This is a genomic window from Escherichia sp. E4702, from assembly GCF_963883545.1.
In the GTDB taxonomy this organism is placed as follows: domain Bacteria; phylum Pseudomonadota; class Gammaproteobacteria; order Enterobacterales; family Enterobacteriaceae; genus Escherichia.
Genome location: NZ_CAWORF010000029.1, coordinates 35889 through 54634 on the forward strand (window position 1 = coordinate 35889; position 18746 = coordinate 54634).

An 18746-nucleotide genomic window follows, 5' to 3' on the forward strand; every position below is an offset into this window, starting at 1 on the left:
GCAATATATTGAATTTGCGTGATTATGTAGGCCGGATAAGGCGTTCACGCCGCATCCGGCATGAACAAAGCGCATTTTGTCAGCAATCTGACCCTCTTCTGTTTGAAGAGGGTATTGATCACTCTGCCACTTTTTTCTTCGCCGCACGCTTCGCTTTGGTCGCAGCGGCTATTTTTTGTGTTTTAGCCGATGGCTTTTTCGCTTTTTTCGCATCTTTCTTCACCGCTTTCGGCTTCGGTTTTTTCTCGCCACGGAAGGCGCTATCTGGCTCAAAGTTTACCTTTTTGCCTACCTGACGACGCTTACCGCCTTTTTTGCCGGCATCGCCTTTTTTCGCTTTCTCGCGCGCAGTTTTACCAACGTTACGCGGTGCACGTTCACTGGAGATCAGGCTAAAGTCGATTTTGCGCTCGTCCATATTAACCGCTTCGACGCGAACTTCCACGCGATCGCCCAGGCGGTAAGTCTGACCACTGGATTCGCCCATCAGACGTTGACCCACCTGGTCAAAGCGATAGTAGTCGTTGTCCAACGAAGAGACATGGACCAGACCATCAATGAACAGGTCATCCAGGCGGACAAAGAAGCCGAAGCCAGTAACGCTGGCAATCACGCCTTTAAAGACGTTGCCCACCTGGTCGAGCATGAAGTCACACTTCAGCCAGTCAGCCACATCGCGCGTTGCTTCGTCGGCACGACGTTCCGCCATCGAACAGTGCTGACCCAGTTGCAGCATCTCTTCCATCGAATAATGGTAGCCACCGGTTTCGGTGGTATTCCCCTGATGCCCCTGCTCTTTCGCCAGCAGATACTTAATGGCGCGGTGCAGCGTCAGGTCAGGATAACGACGAATCGGCGAAGTAAAGTGCGCATAGGACTGCAATGCCAGACCGAAGTGACCACGGTTTTCCGGATCGTAAATCGCCTGTTTCATCGAGCGCAGCAGCATAGTTTGCAGCATTTCTGCGTCAGGACGGTCGGCAACAGACTCCAGCAGTTCCGCGTAGTCACGCGGTTCCGGCTTGTTACCGCCCGGCAGTTCCAGCCCCAACTCCGCCAGCACTGAACGGAAAGAGGTAATCGCTTCGGTGCTCGGCTTGTCGTGAATACGGAACAGTGCCGGTTCTTTGGCTTTCTCAACGAAACGCGCCGCCGAGATATTCGCCAGAATCATACACTCTTCAATTAACTTGTGTGCGTCGTTACGTTGGGTCTGTTCGATACGCTCAATACGGCGTTCAGCGTTGAAAATGAACTTCGCTTCTTCACTCTCAAATGAGATCCCACCGCGTTCTTCACGGGCTTTATCCAGCACTTTATAGAGGTTATGCAACTCTTCGAGATGCTTAACCAGCGGCGCGTACTGCTCGCGCAGATCCTGATCGCCCTGCAGAATATGCCAGACTTTGGTGTAGGTCAGACGCGCGTGAGAGCTCATCACCGCTTCATAGAATTTGTAGCCAGTCAGGCGGCCTTTCGACGAAATGGTCATCTCGCACACCATACACAGGCGGTCTACCTGCGGGTTGAGCGAGCACAGGCCGTTAGAGAGCACTTCCGGCAGCATCGGGATAACCTGCGAAGGGAAATACACCGACGTACCACGGTTACGCGCTTCGCTGTCCAGCGGTGTTGGCGGACGCACATAGTAGCTGACGTCGGCAATCGCGACCCATAAACGCCAACCGCCGCCGCGTTTTTTCTCGCAGTAAACTGCATCGTCAAAGTCACGGGCGTCTTCGCCATCAATGGTGACCAGCGGTAAATCGCGCAGATCGACACGACCCGCTTTTGCTTCTTCCGGCACTTCTTCTTTCAGCCCGGCAACCTGTTGCTCAACAGCCTGCGGCCAGATGTACGGAATTTCATGAGTACGCAGAGCGATATCAACCGCCATGCCGGTGCCCATATTATCGCCCAGCACTTCGACGATTTTACCCACCGCTTTGGTACGGCGAGTCGGGCGTTGGGTCAGTTCAACAACCACCACAAAGCCCATCCGCGCGCCCATGATCTGATCGGGCGGGATTAAGATATCGAAGCTCAGACGGCTGTCGTCAGGAACCACAAAGCCGACGCCCGCTTCGGTAAAGTAGCGACCAACAATCTGGCTGGTTTTTGGCACCAGTACGCGAACAATACGCGCTTCACGACGACCTTTACGGTCAGCGCCCAGCGGCTGCGCCAGCACCTGATCGCCATGAATGCAGGTTTTCATCTGCTCACTGGAGAGATACAAATCATCTTTACGTCCTTCAACCCGCAGAAAGCCGTAGCCATCACGGTGGCCAATAACGGTACCTTTCACCAGGTCGAGGCGTTCCGGCAGCGCATAGCACTGACGGCGAGTGAAGACCAGTTGACCATCGCGCTCCATCGCACGCAGGCGGCGACGCAGGCCTTCAAGCTGCTCTTCGCCTTCAATGTGCAGCTCTACCGCCAGCTCATCACGGCTGGCCGGTTTTTCACGTTTGGTTAAATGTTCGAGGATAAATTCCCGACTAGGGATGGGATTCGCGTATTTTTCAGCTTCGCGTTCCTGGAAAGGATCTTGTGACATCTCGGTTCCTCCGTTGTCATCTCTGATGAAGATTTTCGTCACTCCACCAGCAATAATTTATAAAGCGGTTGATTCTCTTCAACCAAATCGGCAAGCGTGTAGTTATCCAGTTCCGTAAGAAAACTTTGCACGGCCTTAGAAAGTGCCTGTTTCAACCGACAGGCAGGTGTAATGTGGCAAAACTCACTACTGCAATTCACCAGCGATAAAGGTTCCAGCTCGCGCACCACATCACCAATACGTATCGCACTCGCCGGTTTACCCAGGCGAATGCCGCCATTTTTTCCACGAACAGCAGTCACGTAGCCGGCACGACTAAGTTGATTGATTATTTTGACCATATGATTACGGGAGACGCCGTAGACGTCAGTCACTTCAGAAATACTGGTCATCCGCCCTTCTGGCAATGATGCCATGTAGATCAGCGCGCGTAATCCGTAATCAGTGAAACTCGTTAACTGCACATCAACCTCAAAAAAGGGAAATCGGGAAAAAATACATTTATATTGATGATAAACCAGCCACAAGCTGTGTCGCTAATTTATTTCAGTTTGGGGAAGGAAAAAAGCGAGGATTTAACACTGTGTCGGATAGCGTAATGGCTTACCCGACACAGCAATGTATCACACTGTTAGCCCAGCAGGCAAAATATCTGCCGGGCGTCCCAGAATTACGCGTCGAACGGGTCGCGCAGAATCATGGTTTCAGAACGATCCGGGCCGGTAGAGATGATATCGATCGGTACACCGGTCAGCTCTTCAATGCGCTTGATGTAGTTCAGCGCCGCCTGCGGCAGGCCGCTACGATCTTTCACGCCGAAGGTGGATTCAGACCAGCCCGGCATGGTTTCGTAAATCGGCTCTACACCTTTCCAGTCGTCAGCTGCCAGCGGAGTGGTAGTCACTTCGCGACCATCCGGCATACGGTAAGCCACGCAGAGTTTCACCTCTTTCAGGCCATCCAGAACGTCCAGTTTGGTCAGGCAGAAGCCAGACAGGGAGTTCAACTGTACCGCACGACGAACGGCAACAGTATCCAGCCAGCCGGTACGACGACGACGACCCGTCGTTGCGCCGAATTCGTTACCCTGCTTGCAGAGGAACTCGCCAGTTTCATCAAACAGTTCGGTCGGGAACGGACCTGCACCTACACGAGTGGAGTAAGCTTTGAGGATACCCAGAACGTAATCAACATAACGCGGGCCCAGGCCGGAACCGGTCGCCACGCCACCAGCAGTGGTGTTGGAAGAAGTTACGTACGGATAAGTACCGTGGTCGATATCCAGCAGCGTACCCTGCGCACCTTCGAACATGACGAAATCGCCACGCTGACGCGCCTGGTCGAGCAGGTCAGAAACGTCAACCACCATAGAAGTCAGGATGTCGGCAACTGCCATCGTATCATCCAGAACTTTCTGGTAATCAACCGCTTCAGCTTTGTAGTAGTTAACCAACTGGAAGTTGTGATATTCCATCACTTCTTTCAGTTTTTCAGCGAAGGTTTCTTTGTCGAAAAGGTCGCCAACACGCAGACCGCGACGTGCCACTTTATCTTCATAAGCAGGCCCGATACCACGACCGGTGGTGCCGATCGCTTTCGCGCCACGCGCTTTCTCACGCGCGTTATCCAGCGCAACGTGATAATCAAGGATCAGCGGACATGCTTCGGACAGCAGCAGACGCTCACGAACGGGGATGCCACGGTCTTCCAGTTCTTTCATCTCTTTCATCAGCGCGGCCGGAGACAGCACAACACCGTTACCGATGATGCTGGTTACATTCTCGCGGAGAATACCTGATGGAATAAGATGGAGAACGGTTTTTTCACCGTTGATTACGAGAGTATGGCCTGCGTTGTGACCGCCCTGGTAGCGTACAACATATTTAGCCCGTTCAGTCAGAAGATCGACGATCTTACCTTTACCTTCGTCACCCCATTGGGTGCCCAGTACGACGACGTTGTTACCCATTTTTCAAAATCACCGTTTGCTTAAAAATGGATTCTACCATCGCTTTTTCAGAGTTACAGCACTTTTTGCATCCAAAAATGACCTTAGTCAGCCTATTTTTTGCTCAGCCAATCGTTTTCCTCAACATGTAGTAGACCACAACGCCCGCAACCACAAGTCCACCGCCAAAACGACGTAAAATATTATCGGGTAAATTAGTCATTGCGGAGATCATCTTCTTCCATGCCTTCGGGTAAAGCATCGGCCCTAAACCTTCCAACACTAAAACCAGGGCAAGCGCCAGCCAGATAGTCGAATTCATTCATTATCCTTATAGAAAAAGAAAACCACCGACATCCCTGAGGATGCGGTGGCTTTATTGACCTGTACCGCGGTCGTTATATTAACGCGTCGCGGAGCTCGGCGTCTTCATATAGCGGAAGAAATCGCTGTCCGGGCTCATGACCATCACGTCCTGATTGCCAGAGAAGCTGTTCTCATAAGCACGCAGGCTACGAATGAACGCGTAGAAGTCTGGATCCTTGCTGAATGCGTCTGCAAACAGCTTGGCAGCTTCGGCATCACCTTCACCGCGCATGATACGGCCCTGACGTTCGGCTTCTGCCAGCGTTCTGGTGACTTCATAGTCAGCAGTCGCACGCAGTTTTTCTGCTTCTTCCTGACCTTGTGAACGATGACGACGTGCTACCGCTTCACGCTCGGCGCGCATACGGTTGTAGATCGCTTCAGACACTTCGGTCGGCAGGTTGATCTGCTTGATACGCACATCGACAACTTCAATACCCAGCGCCGCCATACTGTTCGGGTTGATGACCGGAACTTTGCCCTTCGTCTCAGCTGTTACGCGCTCTGCCGCTTCGGCAATGGCGTTATCTGCTGCCGGGGTAGTAACTTCATCTTCTGTACCCGCAGAACCAGAGTTCAGCGCGTCACGCACTTCCAGGGTCAGACGACCACGGGAATCGGTGACGATGTCTTTCACGTCCAGGCGACCAATTTCAGAACGCAGACGGTCAGAGAACTTACGTTTCAACAGCACTTCCGCTTGCGAAATGTCGCCACCGCCCGTTGCCAGGTAGTAACGGCTGAAATCGCTGATGCGCCATTTGATGTAAGAGTCGACGATCAGGTCTTTCTTCTCTTTGGTCACAAAGCGGTCGGCCTGGTTGTCCATGGTCTGAATACGTGCGTCGAGCATTTTCACCGTTTCAATGAACGGTATCTTGAAATGCAGACCCGGCTCATAAACCAGAGGTTTGTTGTCATCGTCACGCAGTACCTTACCAAAACGCAGCGTAATACCGCGCTCACCTTCTTTGACGACAAAGACAGACATGTAAAGCACTACCAGCACAATGATGATAATCGCGATAACTGACTTACGCATCGTTATTCCCCCTGACGCTGGTAGTCGTTACGCTGCGCGTTGGCGCGGCGTTGGTCCATAATATCGCCCTGACTGGTGGACGACGTGTTGCTTGCTCCACTGGTTGTGGAGGAAGAGGCTGGCGGCAGACGCAGCAGATTGCTGGCACCGTTATCGCTCTTCGCCGCAGGGGCGTTACCACCTTTCAGCATCTGGTCTAACGGCAGAACCATCAGGTTGCCACCTTTATCGTTAACCAGCACTTTGCGGGTGTTACCCAACACTTTTTCCATCGTCTCGATATACAGACGCTCGCGAGTAATTTCCGGCGCGGCTTTATATTCCGGCAGAAGTTTAGCAAAGCGCGCCACTTCACCCTGAGCTTCCAGGATGGTCTGGGCCTTGTACGCACGCGCCTCTTCGAGGATACGTTGCGCCTGACCGTTCGCACGCGGCTGAACTTCGTTGGTATACGCTTCTGCTTCACGAATGTATTGCTGTTCGTTTTCACGCGCGGCAATCGCATCATCAAACGCCGCTTTTACTTCTTCCGGCGGACGAGCAGCCTGGAAGTTGACGTCCAGCAGCGTGATACCCATGTCATACGGGCGGATAGTCTCTTCCAGTTCGCGCTGAGTATCGCTACGAATCACGGTACGACCTTCCGTCAGAATGCGGTCCATAGTGTATTTACCGATAACCCCACGCAGGGCGCTGTCGGTAGCCTGACGCAGGCTGTCATCCGGGCTGGTCACGCTATACAGATATTTTTCCGGATTGGTAACGCGGTACTGCACGTTCATCTCAACGCGCACTACGTTTTCATCGGACGTCAGCATCACACCGGAAGCGGCCAATTCACGCACGGCTTCCACGTTCACCGGTTTGACTTCGTCGATAAACGTCGGTTTCCAGTTCAGACCCGGCTCAACCAGATGGCTGAATTTGCCAAAGCGTGTTACCACGCCGCGTTCGGCTTCTTTAATGGTGTAGAAACCACTGGCCGCCCAGATAATGACAATCGCTGCCGCTGCGATGGTAACGACACGACCGCCAAGCTGCGGGCGCGGGCCTTGTGATGAACTGCCACCGCCAGAACCAGTGCCTTTACCGCCGCCCAGACCACCGAGCTTTTTGCTCAGTTTGCGGAAGATATCATCTAAATCAGGTGGCCCTTGATCGCGACCGCCTTTGTTTCCATTTCCCTCAGAGTTGCCGCCAGGTTTGCTGCTTCCCCACGGGTCGCGGTCTTGTCCGTTATTACCGGGCTGATTCCACGCCATGTTTGTGCTCCATATTTGTTATGCGGTGATCCCTGTTGTCTTTCGACGCCAGAGGATATGACTCCACGCTTCAGACGCTACGCCGTTAGATCAGGTAATCGATCAACGTCGGTTCTTGTTTACAGAGGCGACGCCAGTCAACGATCGGCATACGAACTTGCAGACTTACGCTGCCGTCTTCCTCCATCCACTCTTTTTCTATTGCCTGAAGCTGATAAAAACGACTTCTCAGACGCCCTTCCTGCGGTGGCAGACGCAATGTATGCTGCGCCACCTCGCCGGAAAGCCGCTCCGTCAAAGCCTGAAAAAGCTGTGGTATCCCCGCTCCGGTCTGTGCGGAAAGCCAGACACGGCTCGGTTTGTTCTCTTCGTCCCGATCAATACGCGGTTCGAAATCTTCCAGCATATCGATCTTGTTCATCACCAGCAGAGTTGGGATCTCGTGAGCATCGATCTCTTCAAGAACCGTATTCACCGCTTCGATGTTTTCTTGTACACGCACATCCGCCGCATCAATCACATGCAGCAGCAATGTGGCTTGCCGCGTCTCTTGCAACGTGGCTTTAAACGCCGCCACCAGATCGTGCGGCAGGTGGCGAATAAACCCTACGGTATCTGCCAGCACGGTTTCACCGACATCCGCGACGTCAATACGCCGCAACGTCGGGTCGAGGGTGGCAAACAACTGGTCTGCCGCGTAGACCCGCGCTTCGGTGATGCGATTGAAAAGGGTAGATTTACCGGCGTTGGTATATCCCACCAGCGAAACAGTAGGGACGTCGGCTTTGATACGTGATTGCCGCCCCTGCTCACGCTTCTTTTCAACTCTTTCCAGGCGCGACTGTATCTGTACGATGCGATTACGCAACAAACGACGGTCGGTTTCGAGCTGGGTTTCACCCGGACCACGCAAACCGATCCCGCCTTTCTGTCTTTCAAGGTGGGTCCAGCCACGCACCAGGCGCGTAGCCAGATGGCGCAGCTGCGCCAGCTCAACCTGCAACTTACCCTCATGGGTACGCGCACGTTGGGCGAAAATATCTAAAATAAGGCCGGTGCGGTCGATAACACGACACTCGCACAAACGCTCCAGGTTACGCTCCTGCGCCGGGCTCAGGGCATGGTCAAAAAGAACGACCGAAGCACCCGTCGCTTTTACGGCTTCCGCAATTTCAACTGCTTTACCTTCACCTACAAAATACTTTGGGTGCGGCGCTTTACGGCTACCGGTAATCACCTGCAATGCTTCGACACCGGCGGAAGAAACCAGAGATTCAAACTCCTGGAGGTCTTCCATATCTTTGTCTTGCGTAAAATAGATGTGTACCAGTACCGCCTGCTCACCAGCATCATAACGGTCAAACAAGCGTATAACCCTCTAAATAGATCAGCGGGGAACGCAGGATCGCTGGCTCCCCGTGTAAAAAAAACAGCCCGAAACCTTATTCGGTTTCTTCGCTGTCCTGTTGCGCGGAAGTATTCTGCGCGCTGCTACCATGATGGTAGTTACTGCTGGTACCGCCACCGGCGTTGTTACTGTGATGAGAAACCGGGCGAGACGGGACAACAGTAGAAATCGCGTGCTTATAAACCATCTGGCTGACCGTGTTTTTCAACAGGATCACGAACTGATCAAAAGACTCGATTTGTCCTTGCAGCTTAATACCATTCACCAAATAAATAGAAACTGGAACACGTTCCCGACGCAGTGCGTTCAGGAACGGATCTTGTAAAGATTGCCCCTTAGCCATTCTCTCTTTTCCTTATATGCTTATTTGTACTTTGAACCTTTCGATTCTGAAAAAATTGCGCACGATACGTCTCAATTGTACACATTCAGCCTGCGATAGCACCAACAACCTGTAATACTTCGTCACGCGCCTGTTCTGGTTTTTCACTGTCAAGCCAGTGAACCCCTTCCCAACCACGCAGCCAGGTTATCTGCCGCTTCGCCAACTGTCTCGTGGCGCAAACACCTCGATAAACCATTTCATCGTATGAGATTTCGCCTTCAAGGTAAGACCACATCTGGCGATAACCCACGCAACGAATGGAAGGCAAATCCGTATGCAAATCTCCTCGGGCAAAAAGCGCCCGGACTTCTGCTTCAAAACCTGAAGCCAACATCTGATGAAAACGCTGCTCAATTCGTTGATGGAGCAGTTCACGGCTCGCCGGGGCGATGGCGAACTGATGCACCTGATACGGTAGAGCGTCTCCTGACGTTTGCGTCAGTTCCGTTAAAGTTTTACCCGAAATGAAAAAAACTTCCAGTGCCCGGGAAAGCCTTTGTGGATCATTTGGATGAATCCTTGCTGCCGCAACCGGATCGATCTCCTGAAGTTGACGATGCAATGACTCCCAACCTTGCTCTGCCGCCTGTTGCTCAATTCTGGCCCGTACTTCCGGGTCCGCCGACGGTAGCGGCGACAACCCTTCCAGCAATGCCTTGAAATACAACATCGTACCGCCCACTAACAGTGGGATCCGCCCCGCCGCCGTGATATCGGCCATCTCCGCCAGCGCATCGCGGCGAAAATCAGCGGCCGAATAAGTCTGCGACGGATCGCGAATATCCAGCAATCGGTGCGGCGCAGCGAGTAATTCTTCAGCGTTCGGCTTCGCCGTCCCGATATCCATCCCTTTGTAAATAAGGGCAGAATCAACGCTTATCAACTCTACTGGTAAAATTTTACGCAGCTCAATAGCTAACGCCGTTTTACCGGAGGCCGTCGGCCCCATTAAAAAAATCGCCTTAGGCAGGCTCGCCTTACTGATATCACTCATCTTTCAGGGCTTTTATCGCCGGATGTAAATCAACAGATTGTAACAGACCACCCGGCGGCGTTTTCACAAGCTGCGGACATAACCGTTCTACATCCGTCAGCAGGGTAATGGCCTGTGCCATCGACCACTGCGCATGTTCGCTCATCAGATTTCGTGCAATCCACTGCGCAATATTGCCAGGTTCGAATACGGACTGCTTCGCCAGGTAGCCTATCAGTTCAGGAATCAAGATTTGTAAATTTTGTTGGCGTAAGGGTAAAGGCACGGCCCTGATGGTCACATGCTGCGCATCGGACTGAAATTCAATACCCAATTCCGCCAGTGCAGACTGCGCTTTTTCTAAGGCCGATCTTTCTTCACCAGAGACTTTTAGCCGCAGCGGAATAAGCAGCGGCTGAGCGCAGACCGGCGCATCTCCCGGCGTTAACTGCGCCTGACGTAACCAGCGTTCCGCCACCGGCAGGGCTAAAAGTGAAATATTGCCGTCACGTTCCAGCAGCGCACAGTCCAAATGGACGATAGTCAGCACCCGACCAAAGCTTTGACCATTCGCAGCCAGCGTAAGTTCCTGCGATTCTTGCACTTTTGGTTTGTGCATCGCTGCAGGCGTTTGCAACAGCTGGCGATACACTTCGCCTTGCTGTTTCTGGTAGCCCGGTTGCGCGTTCGGCCACGGGGCAGCCTGACGGCTACCGCTACTTGTTGCAGGCGCAGGAGATGAAGACGGAGAGTAACGCGGAGCCACTGGCTCACGAACTGCCGGTTCAGCAAAGTGATTACGCCCTGCTGCCACGCGGTTTTCGGGTATATGGCGCGGTGCTGACTGGGCGTTATCTTCCAACGGCAAGGGCGTTTCCAGCTGCTGTTGCAGCACGCTCAGCACGCCCTGATAGATAAAGTCATGCACCAGACGCGACTGATGGAAACGCACTTCGTGTTTGGCGGGGTGTACGTTGACGTCCACCTGATGCGGGTCGATCTCCAGATATAGCACAAACGCCGGTTGCTGATCGGCGCCCAGTTTGTCTTCGCAGGCCTGGCGGATCGCGTGATTAATCAGGCGATCGCGCATCATGCGCCCATTTACGTAACAATATTGAATTTCCGCCAGTGCGGGCGTGATGTGATTCGGATCTGCCACCCAGCCACGCAGCGTGAGATCGCCGTGTTGCCATTCGATCGCCAGCGCATGTTCGAGAAAAGCAGTGCCGCAAATCGTCCCTAAACGGCGTTCTTTTTGCCCGCCTTCCGGTACTGCTCGGTACTGACGTACGATTTTTCCGTTATGCGACAGGTTGATAGTGACGTCGAAACGCGCCAGCGCAATGCGGCGGATGATTTCATCGATATGGTTAAATTCGGTTTTCTCGGTGCGCAAGAATTTGCGCCGCGCCGGGGTGTTGTAGAACAGGTCCAGCACTTCCAGCGTCGTACCCAACGGATGCGCCGCCGGTTTAACCGTCACGTCCATATCGCGCCCTTCGGCATAGGCCTGCCAGGCTTCCTGCTGCTCCGTGGTACGCGAAGTGAGCGTCAGACGGGAAACCGAACTGATACTCGCCAGCGCCTCACCGCGAAAGCCCAAGCTGATAATAGCTTCGAGATCGTCCAGAGAGGCGATTTTACTGGTGGCATGACGAGCCAGCGCCAGCGCCAGCTCATCTTTTTTGATACCGCAGCCGTTATCACGAATGCGGATAAGTTTCGCCCCACCGCGTTCGATATCAATATCGATACGCGTCGCGCCCGCATCGAGGCTGTTTTCCACCAGTTCTTTGACTACCGACGCAGGTCGCTCGACCACCTCACCTGCGGCAATCTGGTTCGCCAGTTGTGGCGGTAAGACCTGAATTGGCATCAATAATCCTTAGTTTGGCAGCGTGCGATCTGGCGTCGTCACCGTACTGGCAGTTTGTGCCGTTGCACCCTGCGGCGCAGACTGCATTGGATGCGCAAGGAAGTAATTGCGCAGGCCGTTGTAAATGGCTTCTGCCAGTTGTTGTTGGTAATCGTCGCTCGCCAGCAAACGTTCTTCGCTGTTATTGCTGATAAAACCAGTTTCGACCAGTACTGACGGGATATCCGGCGAACGCAGAACGCCGAGACTGGCGTGTTCTGGTCGGCGTTTATGAATTTCGCCAATGCGTTGCAACTGACTGATCATATTGGTCGCCACATCATACCCTACCCGCTGGGAATGACCGAACTGTAAATCCAGCACCGCCTGGCTTAGGTACGGGTCGGCCTGACTGTTCGCCAGCACATCACCCGCCCCGCCCAGCAGCTCCGACTGCTTCTCATGCTGTTCCAGCCAGCTTGCCATTTCGCTGTTGGCGCGACGGTTTGAGAGCACCCATACAGAGGCACCGGTGGCACTACGGTTTGGTGCGGCATCGGCATGAATCGACACAAGGAAATTGGCGTTTTGCTTACGTGCCACATCACTACGCCCCATCACCGAGATAAAGTAATCCCCGTCACGGGTTAAAACGCCCTTAAACATCGGATCGTTATTGAGCAAGGTACGTAATTTACGCGCAATGGCGATGGTGACATTTTTCTCCCGTGTACCACCAGGGCCGATAGCGCCAGGGTCCTGGCCGCCGTGTCCGGCATCAATAGCGATGACAATTTTATCGCCAGTGTTAGCCGTCGCGCGCGCTGCCGGACGCGTTACCGTATTGCTGCTGATAACACCCGTGGTACGGTTGCTTTCTGTTTTAAACGGATTGCGCGCCGGTTCGCTAACGCGCGGTGCGACAACCGCAGGCGTTTCAACGCGTTTCGCAACCACTGGCGGCGGAGGAGGCGGTGGCGGCACATCGGCGTTAATCGTAAAGACGACGGTGTAATTGCTGCCATTCTGCCGCTTCACCGCTTCGGTTTTACCGTTTTCGGTAAGATCGACCACCAGCCGCAACGTTTGTGCATCTTTAGGCGTTCCAGAGCGAATTGCCTTCACCAGATTATTACCGCTGAACAACAACGGCAGCCCCTGAATCACGCCCGTTTGTTTGATATCGAGTGCCACGGTGCGTTTGCTTTGATGGCTAAACGCATAATCAGGATCGCCAATAAAACTCAACGTTATCCGCGCCTGTTGGTTGCCGTTAGAAACCTGAATATCAGAGAGCGTCGCGGCGCCAGCCTGCGCGCACAGCAGCACCAACGTCGCAACCAACCAATTTCTGATGCGATACATCATCCCGCCACCTTTCAAAGGTTAACCGGCTAAACGCGCCAGCAACAATTCACCCGCAGAGGAAACCGCACTCACGCGCGCCTCACGGCCTTGTGCCTGATAATCAATGTGTATTTCGACATCCGGGTCAGGAAGAACACCTGTACCTTGTTGTGGCCACTCCACCAGGCAGATGGCATCGTTGGCAAAATAATCGCGGATCCCCATAAACTCCAGCTCCTCGGGATCGGCAAGGCGGTACAAATCAAAGTGATAAACCATTATGTTGTCGAGCGTATAGGGTTCGACCAGCGTATAAGTGGGGCTTTTGACATTACCCTGATGACCCAGAGCCTGTAAAAAGCCCCGGCTAAAGGTGGTTTTACCTGCGCCTAAATCGCCATACAGATAGATTACGGTTGCGCCTTCGCAGGCTTTCGCTACCCGCTCGCCCAGGTCTAATGTTGCCTGCTCATCAGGGAGCGGAATTACTCGATTCATCATGGTTTTTATCAGTCACTTCCGGGTTAACAATACGCTGTAGCGTGGAAAAGAGATCGGTTGCCAGCATCCCGCGCGTACCAAAACGCGCCGCCAGTACGTCAGCTGCCGCGCCGTGTGCGACACAGCCTGCACAGGCTGCATCATACGGCGACAGTTTTTGCCCAAGCAATGCGCCAATAATACCAGAGAGCACATCGCCCATGCCGCCGCTCGCCATGCCTGCATTTCCGACATCAATAATGCCTAAAGCGTCAGGATGGGCGGCGACCACGGTTCCGGCACCTTTCAGCACCGCTACGCCGCCATAACGTTGTACCAGACGTTGGGCGCAATGTAAGCGGTCACTTTCAATTTCAGCGACGGAACAGCCTAACAACCGCGCAGCCTCGCCAGGATGCGGCGTGATCACGCGATTGTGACGCTTATCGGGATTGATTGCCAGCAGGTTCAATGCATCGGCATCCCACAACATCGGTTTGCGAAAATTCTCAACTTTTTGCAGGGCTTTTTTTCCCCACTCTTGCTGGCCCAGACCGGGACCAATCACCACCACATCGGCCCATTCCAGGCTTTCGGTAAGAGAGTCCATAGTCAGTTCATGCACCATCAATTCCGGTCGTGCAGTCAGCAGCGGCGCAATGTTTTCACAGCGAGTCAGTACTCGGACTAAACCAGCACCAGCACGCAGCGCCGCTTCCCCCGTCATACGAATCGCCCCCGCCGTGCCGTGATCGCCACCAATAATCACCAGCCGCCCGTGATCGCCTTTATGCGAAGTCGGGCGACGCGGTTTCAGCCAGTGAGAAAGTTGTTCAGCAGAAAACCGTTGAATTTTCGTCTCCTGACCTGCCAGCCAGCTATCCAGCCCCAGAGAGTCAAAATGCAGTTGTCCGGTAACATCCCGTGCTTTCCCGGTGAGCAAGCCAGGTTTCAGCGCAATAAAGGTGATGGTGTGATCGGCGTTGATCACCGCACCTGGCGTGGCGCCGGTTTCCGCCAACAGGCCGGAAGGAATATCAACCGCCACAATCGGCGCAGGATGGGTATTAGCATGGTCGATTAATTGGCTAATAGATTCACGAGGCGCTTGCTGCAATCCAGTGCCGAGCAGCGCATCAACAATCAGATCCACCGACTCGGGCCAGACAATATTCGTCGCATGGATTTCGCCTCCCGCGTTTAACCATGCCTCGCGTGCCAGCGCGGCCTCTTCCGGCAACGGTTTGTCACTTTCCTGGGCCAGCAGCGTGACATCAATACCGATCGCTTTGGCCAGCCGCGCGACCACGTAGCCATCGCCGCCGTTATTACCATGACCGCACAGCACCAGCCAGTGGCGGGCGTCAGGATAAGCCGAACGACACACCTGGAATGCGGCTTCGCCAGCGCGAAGCATCAGCTCATAGAGAGTGAGCCCCAGCGCATCTGCCGCCTCACGTTCTCCGCGGCGGATATCGTCGGCGTGCCAGACAGTGTGTGGTATACTTACGGGGTTTTTCTTCATTGTATGGTCCGTCATGTCAGAGCCCCTCGATCTCAATCAGTTAGCGCAAAAAATTAAACAGTGGGGGCTGGAACTGGGCTTTCAGCAGGTAGGTATTACCGATACCGATCTCAGCGAGTCCGAGCCCAAACTGCAAGCATGGCTGGACAAACAGTACCACGGCGAAATGGACTGGATGGCGCGTCACGGTATGCTGCGCGCTCGCCCTCACGAATTATTGCCCGGTACGCTGCGCGTGATCAGCGTGCGGATGAATTATCTTCCTGCCAACGCCGCATTTGCCAGCACGCTGAAAAATCCCAAACTCGGCTATGTTAGCCGTTATGCGCTGGGCCGTGACTATCACAAGCTTCTGCGCAACCGACTCAAAAAGCTGGGCGAGATGATTCAGCAACATTGTGTTTCGCTGAATTTTAGACCGTTTGTCGATTCTGCGCCTATTCTCGAGCGCCCGTTAGCTGAAAAAGCTGGACTTGGCTGGACAGGTAAGCACTCACTTATCCTCAATCGCGAGGCCGGTTCGTTCTTCTTTTTAGGTGAATTGCTGGTCGATATTCCTCTGCCCGTGGATCAACCGGTCGAGGAAGGATGCGGTAAATGCGTGGCCTGTATGACAATTTGCCCGACCGGCGCCATCGTCGAGCCATATACCGTCGATGCTCGCCGTTGTATTTCTTATCTGACGATTGAGCTGGAAGGGGCTATCCCGGAAGAGTTGCGACCGTTAATGGGAAACCGTATTTACGGCTGTGATGACTGTCAGCTTATTTGTCCGTGGAATCGCTATTCACAACTGACAACTGAAGACGATTTCAGCCCGCGCAAACCACTACACGCACCGGAACTCATTGAGCTTTTTGCATGGAGCGAAGAGAAATTCTTAAAAGTCACGGAAGGATCGGCGATTCGCCGTATAGGTCACCTGCGTTGGCTGCGTAATATCGCCGTAGCATTAGGCAATGCGCCCTGGGATGAAGCGATTCTGACGGCGCTGGAAAGTCGTAAAGGTGAGCACCCACTTCTTGATGAGCATATAGCGTGGGCGATTGCGCAGCAAATCGAGAGACGAAATGCGTGCGTGGCCGAAGTGCTATTACCAAAAAAACAGCGTCTGGTTCGTGTAATTGAAAAGGGACTACCACGTGACGCCTGATTCATCCACAGCTTGTGAATAAAAATAAAAACGCATTGCAATTCAAGACGAATATCATCGTCAAGTGATCGATACGACAAAATACAATCTTAATTTTCAACTTATATATCAACAGGTTAAAAAATTACTATTCACCGTGCGAAGTTTTTCTGAAATTAAGATTACAGCCCGCACCTGTGGATAACTCTGTTTACAAGAGTTTGTCAGAGGCAACAAAAACCAGCAATAACGCATCGCGTCGCTGTGGATATTTTATTGGGAGAAGAATTTGGAGCGGGAAACGAGACTCGAACTCGCGACCCCGACCTTGGCAAGGTCGTGCTCTACCAACTGAGCTATTCCCGCTTGGGTGGTCTGTGCTTTACAGCACTTTTCAAATTTTGGAGCGGGAAACGAGACTCGAACTCGCGACCCCGACCTTGGCAAGGTCGTGCTCTACCAACTGAGCTATTCCCGCGTACTACTTAATTTTTGCTTTCGTAATTTCGCATTTCTGCGTCGTTACGGGAGGCGCATTATACGAGAAATCTTTCCCTCTGCAACCCCCCTAAAAAAAATTTTTCGAATTTTTATCTCAAGTGCTGAAATTATCAGCAAGGCGTTCAATTTAGCGTCAAAATCACGCCACCGCAAGTGGATTCCGGCGGTTACGTGACCAGGAAGAATTTTACAGCTTGATGAAATGCTCGCGGTAGTAAGCCAGTTCCGCAACTGATTCGCGGATATCATCCATCGCCTGATGCGTCCCCTGCTTGGTAAAACCGTCGAGAATTTCCGGCTTCCAGCGGCGCGCCAGCTCTTTCAGCGTGCTGACATCGAGATAGCGGTAGTGGAAGTACGATTCCAGTTCCGGCATGTATTTGAACAGGAAGCGGCGATCCTGACCGATGCTGTTACCGCAGATAGGCGATTTCCCCGCAGGCACCCACTGTTTTAAAAATTCGAGCGTCGCCAGTTCTGCTTCCCGATCGCCCATCGTGCTCGCTTTCACACGCTCCACCAGCCCGCTGGCGGTATGGGTGCGCACGTTCCAGTCATCCATCAGCGCCAGCTGTTCATCGGACTGATGTACTGCAATGGTCGGCCCTTCTGCCAGAATATTCAGGTTGGCATCGGTCACCAGCGTGGCAATCTCAATAATGCGATCGCGCTCGGGATCCAGACCGGTCATCTCAAGATCGATCCAAATCAGGTTGTTTTCATTGGCACTCATGCTATTTTCCACCCATTCACAGTGACTATATTGATCCACAATTGCGTGTATCATAGATGTTTTGCCCATCAGGGGCGACCAGGAGTCTGTACGATTGAGTAAAAATAAACTCTCCAAAGGCCAGCAGCGCCGCGTGAACGCCAATCACCAGCGTCGTCTTAAAACGTCTAAGGAGAAGCCCGACTACGACGACAATCTGTTTGGCGAGCCTGATGAAGGTATCGTCATCAGCCGCTTTGGTATGCACGCTGATGTGGAATCCGCCGATGGCGACGTTCACCGCTGCAATATTCGCCGCACCATCCGTTCACTGGTAACCGGCGACCGCGTAGTCTGGCGTCCGGGTAAACCGGCGGCGGAAGGCGTAAATGTCAAAGGGATCGTGGAAGCGGTGCATGAGCGCACCTCGGTGTTAACACGCCCGGATTTCTATGACGGCGTGAAACCCATCGCCGCCAACATCGACCAGATTGTCATTGTCTCCGCCATTTTGCCGGAGCTGTCGCTCAATATTATCGACCGTTACCTGGTAGCCTGCGAAACCTTGCAGATTGAGCCGATTATTGTGCTCAACAAGATAGACCTGTTGGACGACGAAGGCATGGCGTTCGTCAACGAACAGATGGATATCTACCGCAACATCGGTTATCGCGTATTGATGGTTTCCAGCCATACTCAGGATGGGCTGAAACCGCTGGAAGAGGCATTGACCGGACGCATCAGCATTTTTGCCGGGCAATCTGGCGTCGGCAAATCCAGCCTGCTGAACGCGTTGCTGGGGCTGCAAAAAGAGATCCTGACCAACGATGTCTCTGACAACTCAGGTCTGGGCCAGCACACCACTACTGCCGCTCGGTTGTATCACTCCCCGCACGGCGGCGATGTGATTGATTCTCCTGGGGTACGCGAATTCGGACTCTGGCATCTCGAGCCGGAACAAATCACTCACGGTTTTGTCGAATTCCATGACTACTTAGGTCTGTGCAAATACCGCGATTGTAAACACGATACCGATCCGGGCTGCGCTATCCGTGAAGCCGTTGACGAAGGGAAAATCGCGGAAACCCGTTTCGAAAACTATCACCGTATTCTGGAAAGCATGGCGCAGGTAAAAACGCGTAAAAACTTTTCTGATACGGATGACTGACAATTAAGCTAACCGTCGTTAGAATCGTCCCCTTTTTTTCAGGATCCGGCATGTACGCCGGATCAGGAACGACAAAACA

17 protein-coding genes and 2 tRNA genes are annotated in these 18746 nt (G+C 53.2%); 2 read left to right on the forward strand and 17 right to left on the reverse strand.

Features of this window, described 5'->3' with window-relative positions:
- Window positions 1-118: 118 nt before the first annotated feature.
- The 13 genes from rnr to nnr form a co-directional block, all read right to left on the reverse strand.
- Window positions 119-2560: a ribonuclease R gene (gene rnr / locus AACU94_RS18305; RefSeq protein ID WP_135489995.1), complete on the reverse strand. Its 2442-nt coding sequence runs from the start codon at window positions 2558-2560 to the stop codon at window positions 119-121.
- Window positions 2561-2598: 38 nt separating this feature from the next.
- Entirely contained in the window at window positions 2599-3024 is a 426-nt protein-coding gene (nsrR, locus tag AACU94_RS18310) for a nitric oxide-sensing transcriptional repressor NsrR (protein WP_001177639.1), read from the reverse strand.
- 206 nt (window positions 3025-3230) lie between these two features.
- Window positions 3231-4529 carry an adenylosuccinate synthase gene (gene purA, locus AACU94_RS18315; protein WP_130221773.1) on the reverse strand — a complete coding sequence of 433 codons (1299 nt, stop codon included), beginning with the start codon at window positions 4527-4529 and terminating at the stop codon, window positions 3231-3233.
- A gap of 103 nt (window positions 4530-4632) precedes the next feature.
- Entirely contained in the window at window positions 4633-4830 is a 198-nt protein-coding gene (locus AACU94_RS18320) for a DUF2065 domain-containing protein (protein ID WP_001089295.1), read from the reverse strand.
- Between the two features lie 81 nt (window positions 4831-4911).
- A complete protein-coding gene (gene hflC / locus AACU94_RS18325) occupies window positions 4912-5916 on the reverse strand; it encodes a protease modulator HflC (protein ID WP_001232411.1) in 1005 nt (334 codons plus the stop codon).
- Between the two features lie 2 nt (window positions 5917-5918).
- Window positions 5919-7178: an FtsH protease activity modulator HflK gene (gene hflK / locus AACU94_RS18330; RefSeq protein ID WP_000312488.1), complete on the reverse strand. Its 1260-nt coding sequence runs from the start codon at window positions 7176-7178 to the stop codon at window positions 5919-5921.
- Between the two features lie 85 nt (window positions 7179-7263).
- A complete protein-coding gene (hflX, locus tag AACU94_RS18335; RefSeq protein WP_135489996.1) occupies window positions 7264-8544 on the reverse strand; it encodes a ribosome rescue GTPase HflX in 1281 nt (426 codons plus the stop codon).
- Between the two features lie 76 nt (window positions 8545-8620).
- The gene (gene hfq / locus AACU94_RS18340; protein ID WP_001051883.1) at window positions 8621-8929 is read right to left on the reverse strand and encodes an RNA chaperone Hfq; all 309 of its coding nucleotides are present in this window, start codon (window positions 8927-8929) and stop codon (window positions 8621-8623) included.
- Between the two features lie 85 nt (window positions 8930-9014).
- Window positions 9015-9965 (reverse strand): tRNA (adenosine(37)-N6)-dimethylallyltransferase MiaA, encoded by a 951-nt coding sequence (gene miaA / locus AACU94_RS18345; protein WP_135489997.1) that lies wholly within the window; start codon window positions 9963-9965, stop codon window positions 9015-9017.
- Window positions 9958-11823: a DNA mismatch repair endonuclease MutL gene (mutL, locus tag AACU94_RS18350; RefSeq protein ID WP_135489998.1), complete on the reverse strand. Its 1866-nt coding sequence runs from the start codon at window positions 11821-11823 to the stop codon at window positions 9958-9960. Before mutL ends, miaA begins: the two co-directional genes overlap by 8 nt.
- Window positions 11824-11832: 9 nt before the next feature.
- The gene (amiB, locus tag AACU94_RS18355) at window positions 11833-13170 is read right to left on the reverse strand and encodes an N-acetylmuramoyl-L-alanine amidase AmiB (protein ID WP_135489999.1); all 1338 of its coding nucleotides are present in this window, start codon (window positions 13168-13170) and stop codon (window positions 11833-11835) included.
- Between the two features lie 18 nt (window positions 13171-13188).
- Window positions 13189-13650, reverse strand: a complete 462-nt coding sequence (gene tsaE, locus AACU94_RS18360; RefSeq protein WP_135490000.1) for a tRNA (adenosine(37)-N6)-threonylcarbamoyltransferase complex ATPase subunit type 1 TsaE — start codon at window positions 13648-13650, stop codon at window positions 13189-13191.
- On the reverse strand, window positions 13622-15169 hold the full coding sequence (gene nnr / locus AACU94_RS18365) for a bifunctional ADP-dependent NAD(P)H-hydrate dehydratase/NAD(P)H-hydrate epimerase (RefSeq protein ID WP_135490001.1): 1548 nt from the start codon (window positions 15167-15169) through the stop codon (window positions 13622-13624). Before nnr ends, tsaE begins: the two co-directional genes overlap by 29 nt.
- Between nnr and queG the strand changes: the two genes are divergently transcribed.
- Complete coding sequence (gene queG / locus AACU94_RS18370; RefSeq protein ID WP_135490002.1) at window positions 15168-16307, forward strand: tRNA epoxyqueuosine(34) reductase QueG; 1140 nt, start codon at window positions 15168-15170, stop codon at window positions 16305-16307. The two genes, nnr and queG, sit on opposite strands and share 2 nt — an antisense overlap.
- Here queG and AACU94_RS18375 read toward each other — a convergent pair.
- The 4 genes from AACU94_RS18375 to orn form a co-directional block, all read right to left on the reverse strand.
- The gene (locus tag AACU94_RS18375) at window positions 16290-16343 is read right to left on the reverse strand and encodes a hypothetical protein (protein ID WP_100699686.1); all 54 of its coding nucleotides are present in this window, start codon (window positions 16341-16343) and stop codon (window positions 16290-16292) included. The genes queG and AACU94_RS18375 overlap by 18 nt on opposite strands.
- Window positions 16344-16576: 233 nt before the next feature.
- Window positions 16577-16652 (reverse strand) — tRNA-Gly (locus AACU94_RS18380).
- Window positions 16653-16688: 36 nt separating this feature from the next.
- A tRNA-Gly gene (locus AACU94_RS18385) sits at window positions 16689-16764 on the reverse strand.
- Window positions 16765-16974: 210 nt separating this feature from the next.
- Window positions 16975-17520: an oligoribonuclease gene (orn, locus tag AACU94_RS18390; protein WP_064525781.1), complete on the reverse strand. Its 546-nt coding sequence runs from the start codon at window positions 17518-17520 to the stop codon at window positions 16975-16977.
- A 94-nt stretch (window positions 17521-17614) separates the two neighbouring features.
- On the opposite strand from orn, the gene rsgA reads away from it, so the two are divergent.
- Window positions 17615-18667, forward strand: a complete 1053-nt coding sequence (gene rsgA, locus AACU94_RS18395; protein WP_135490003.1) for a small ribosomal subunit biogenesis GTPase RsgA — start codon at window positions 17615-17617, stop codon at window positions 18665-18667.
- Window positions 18668-18746: the final 79 nt, after the last annotated feature.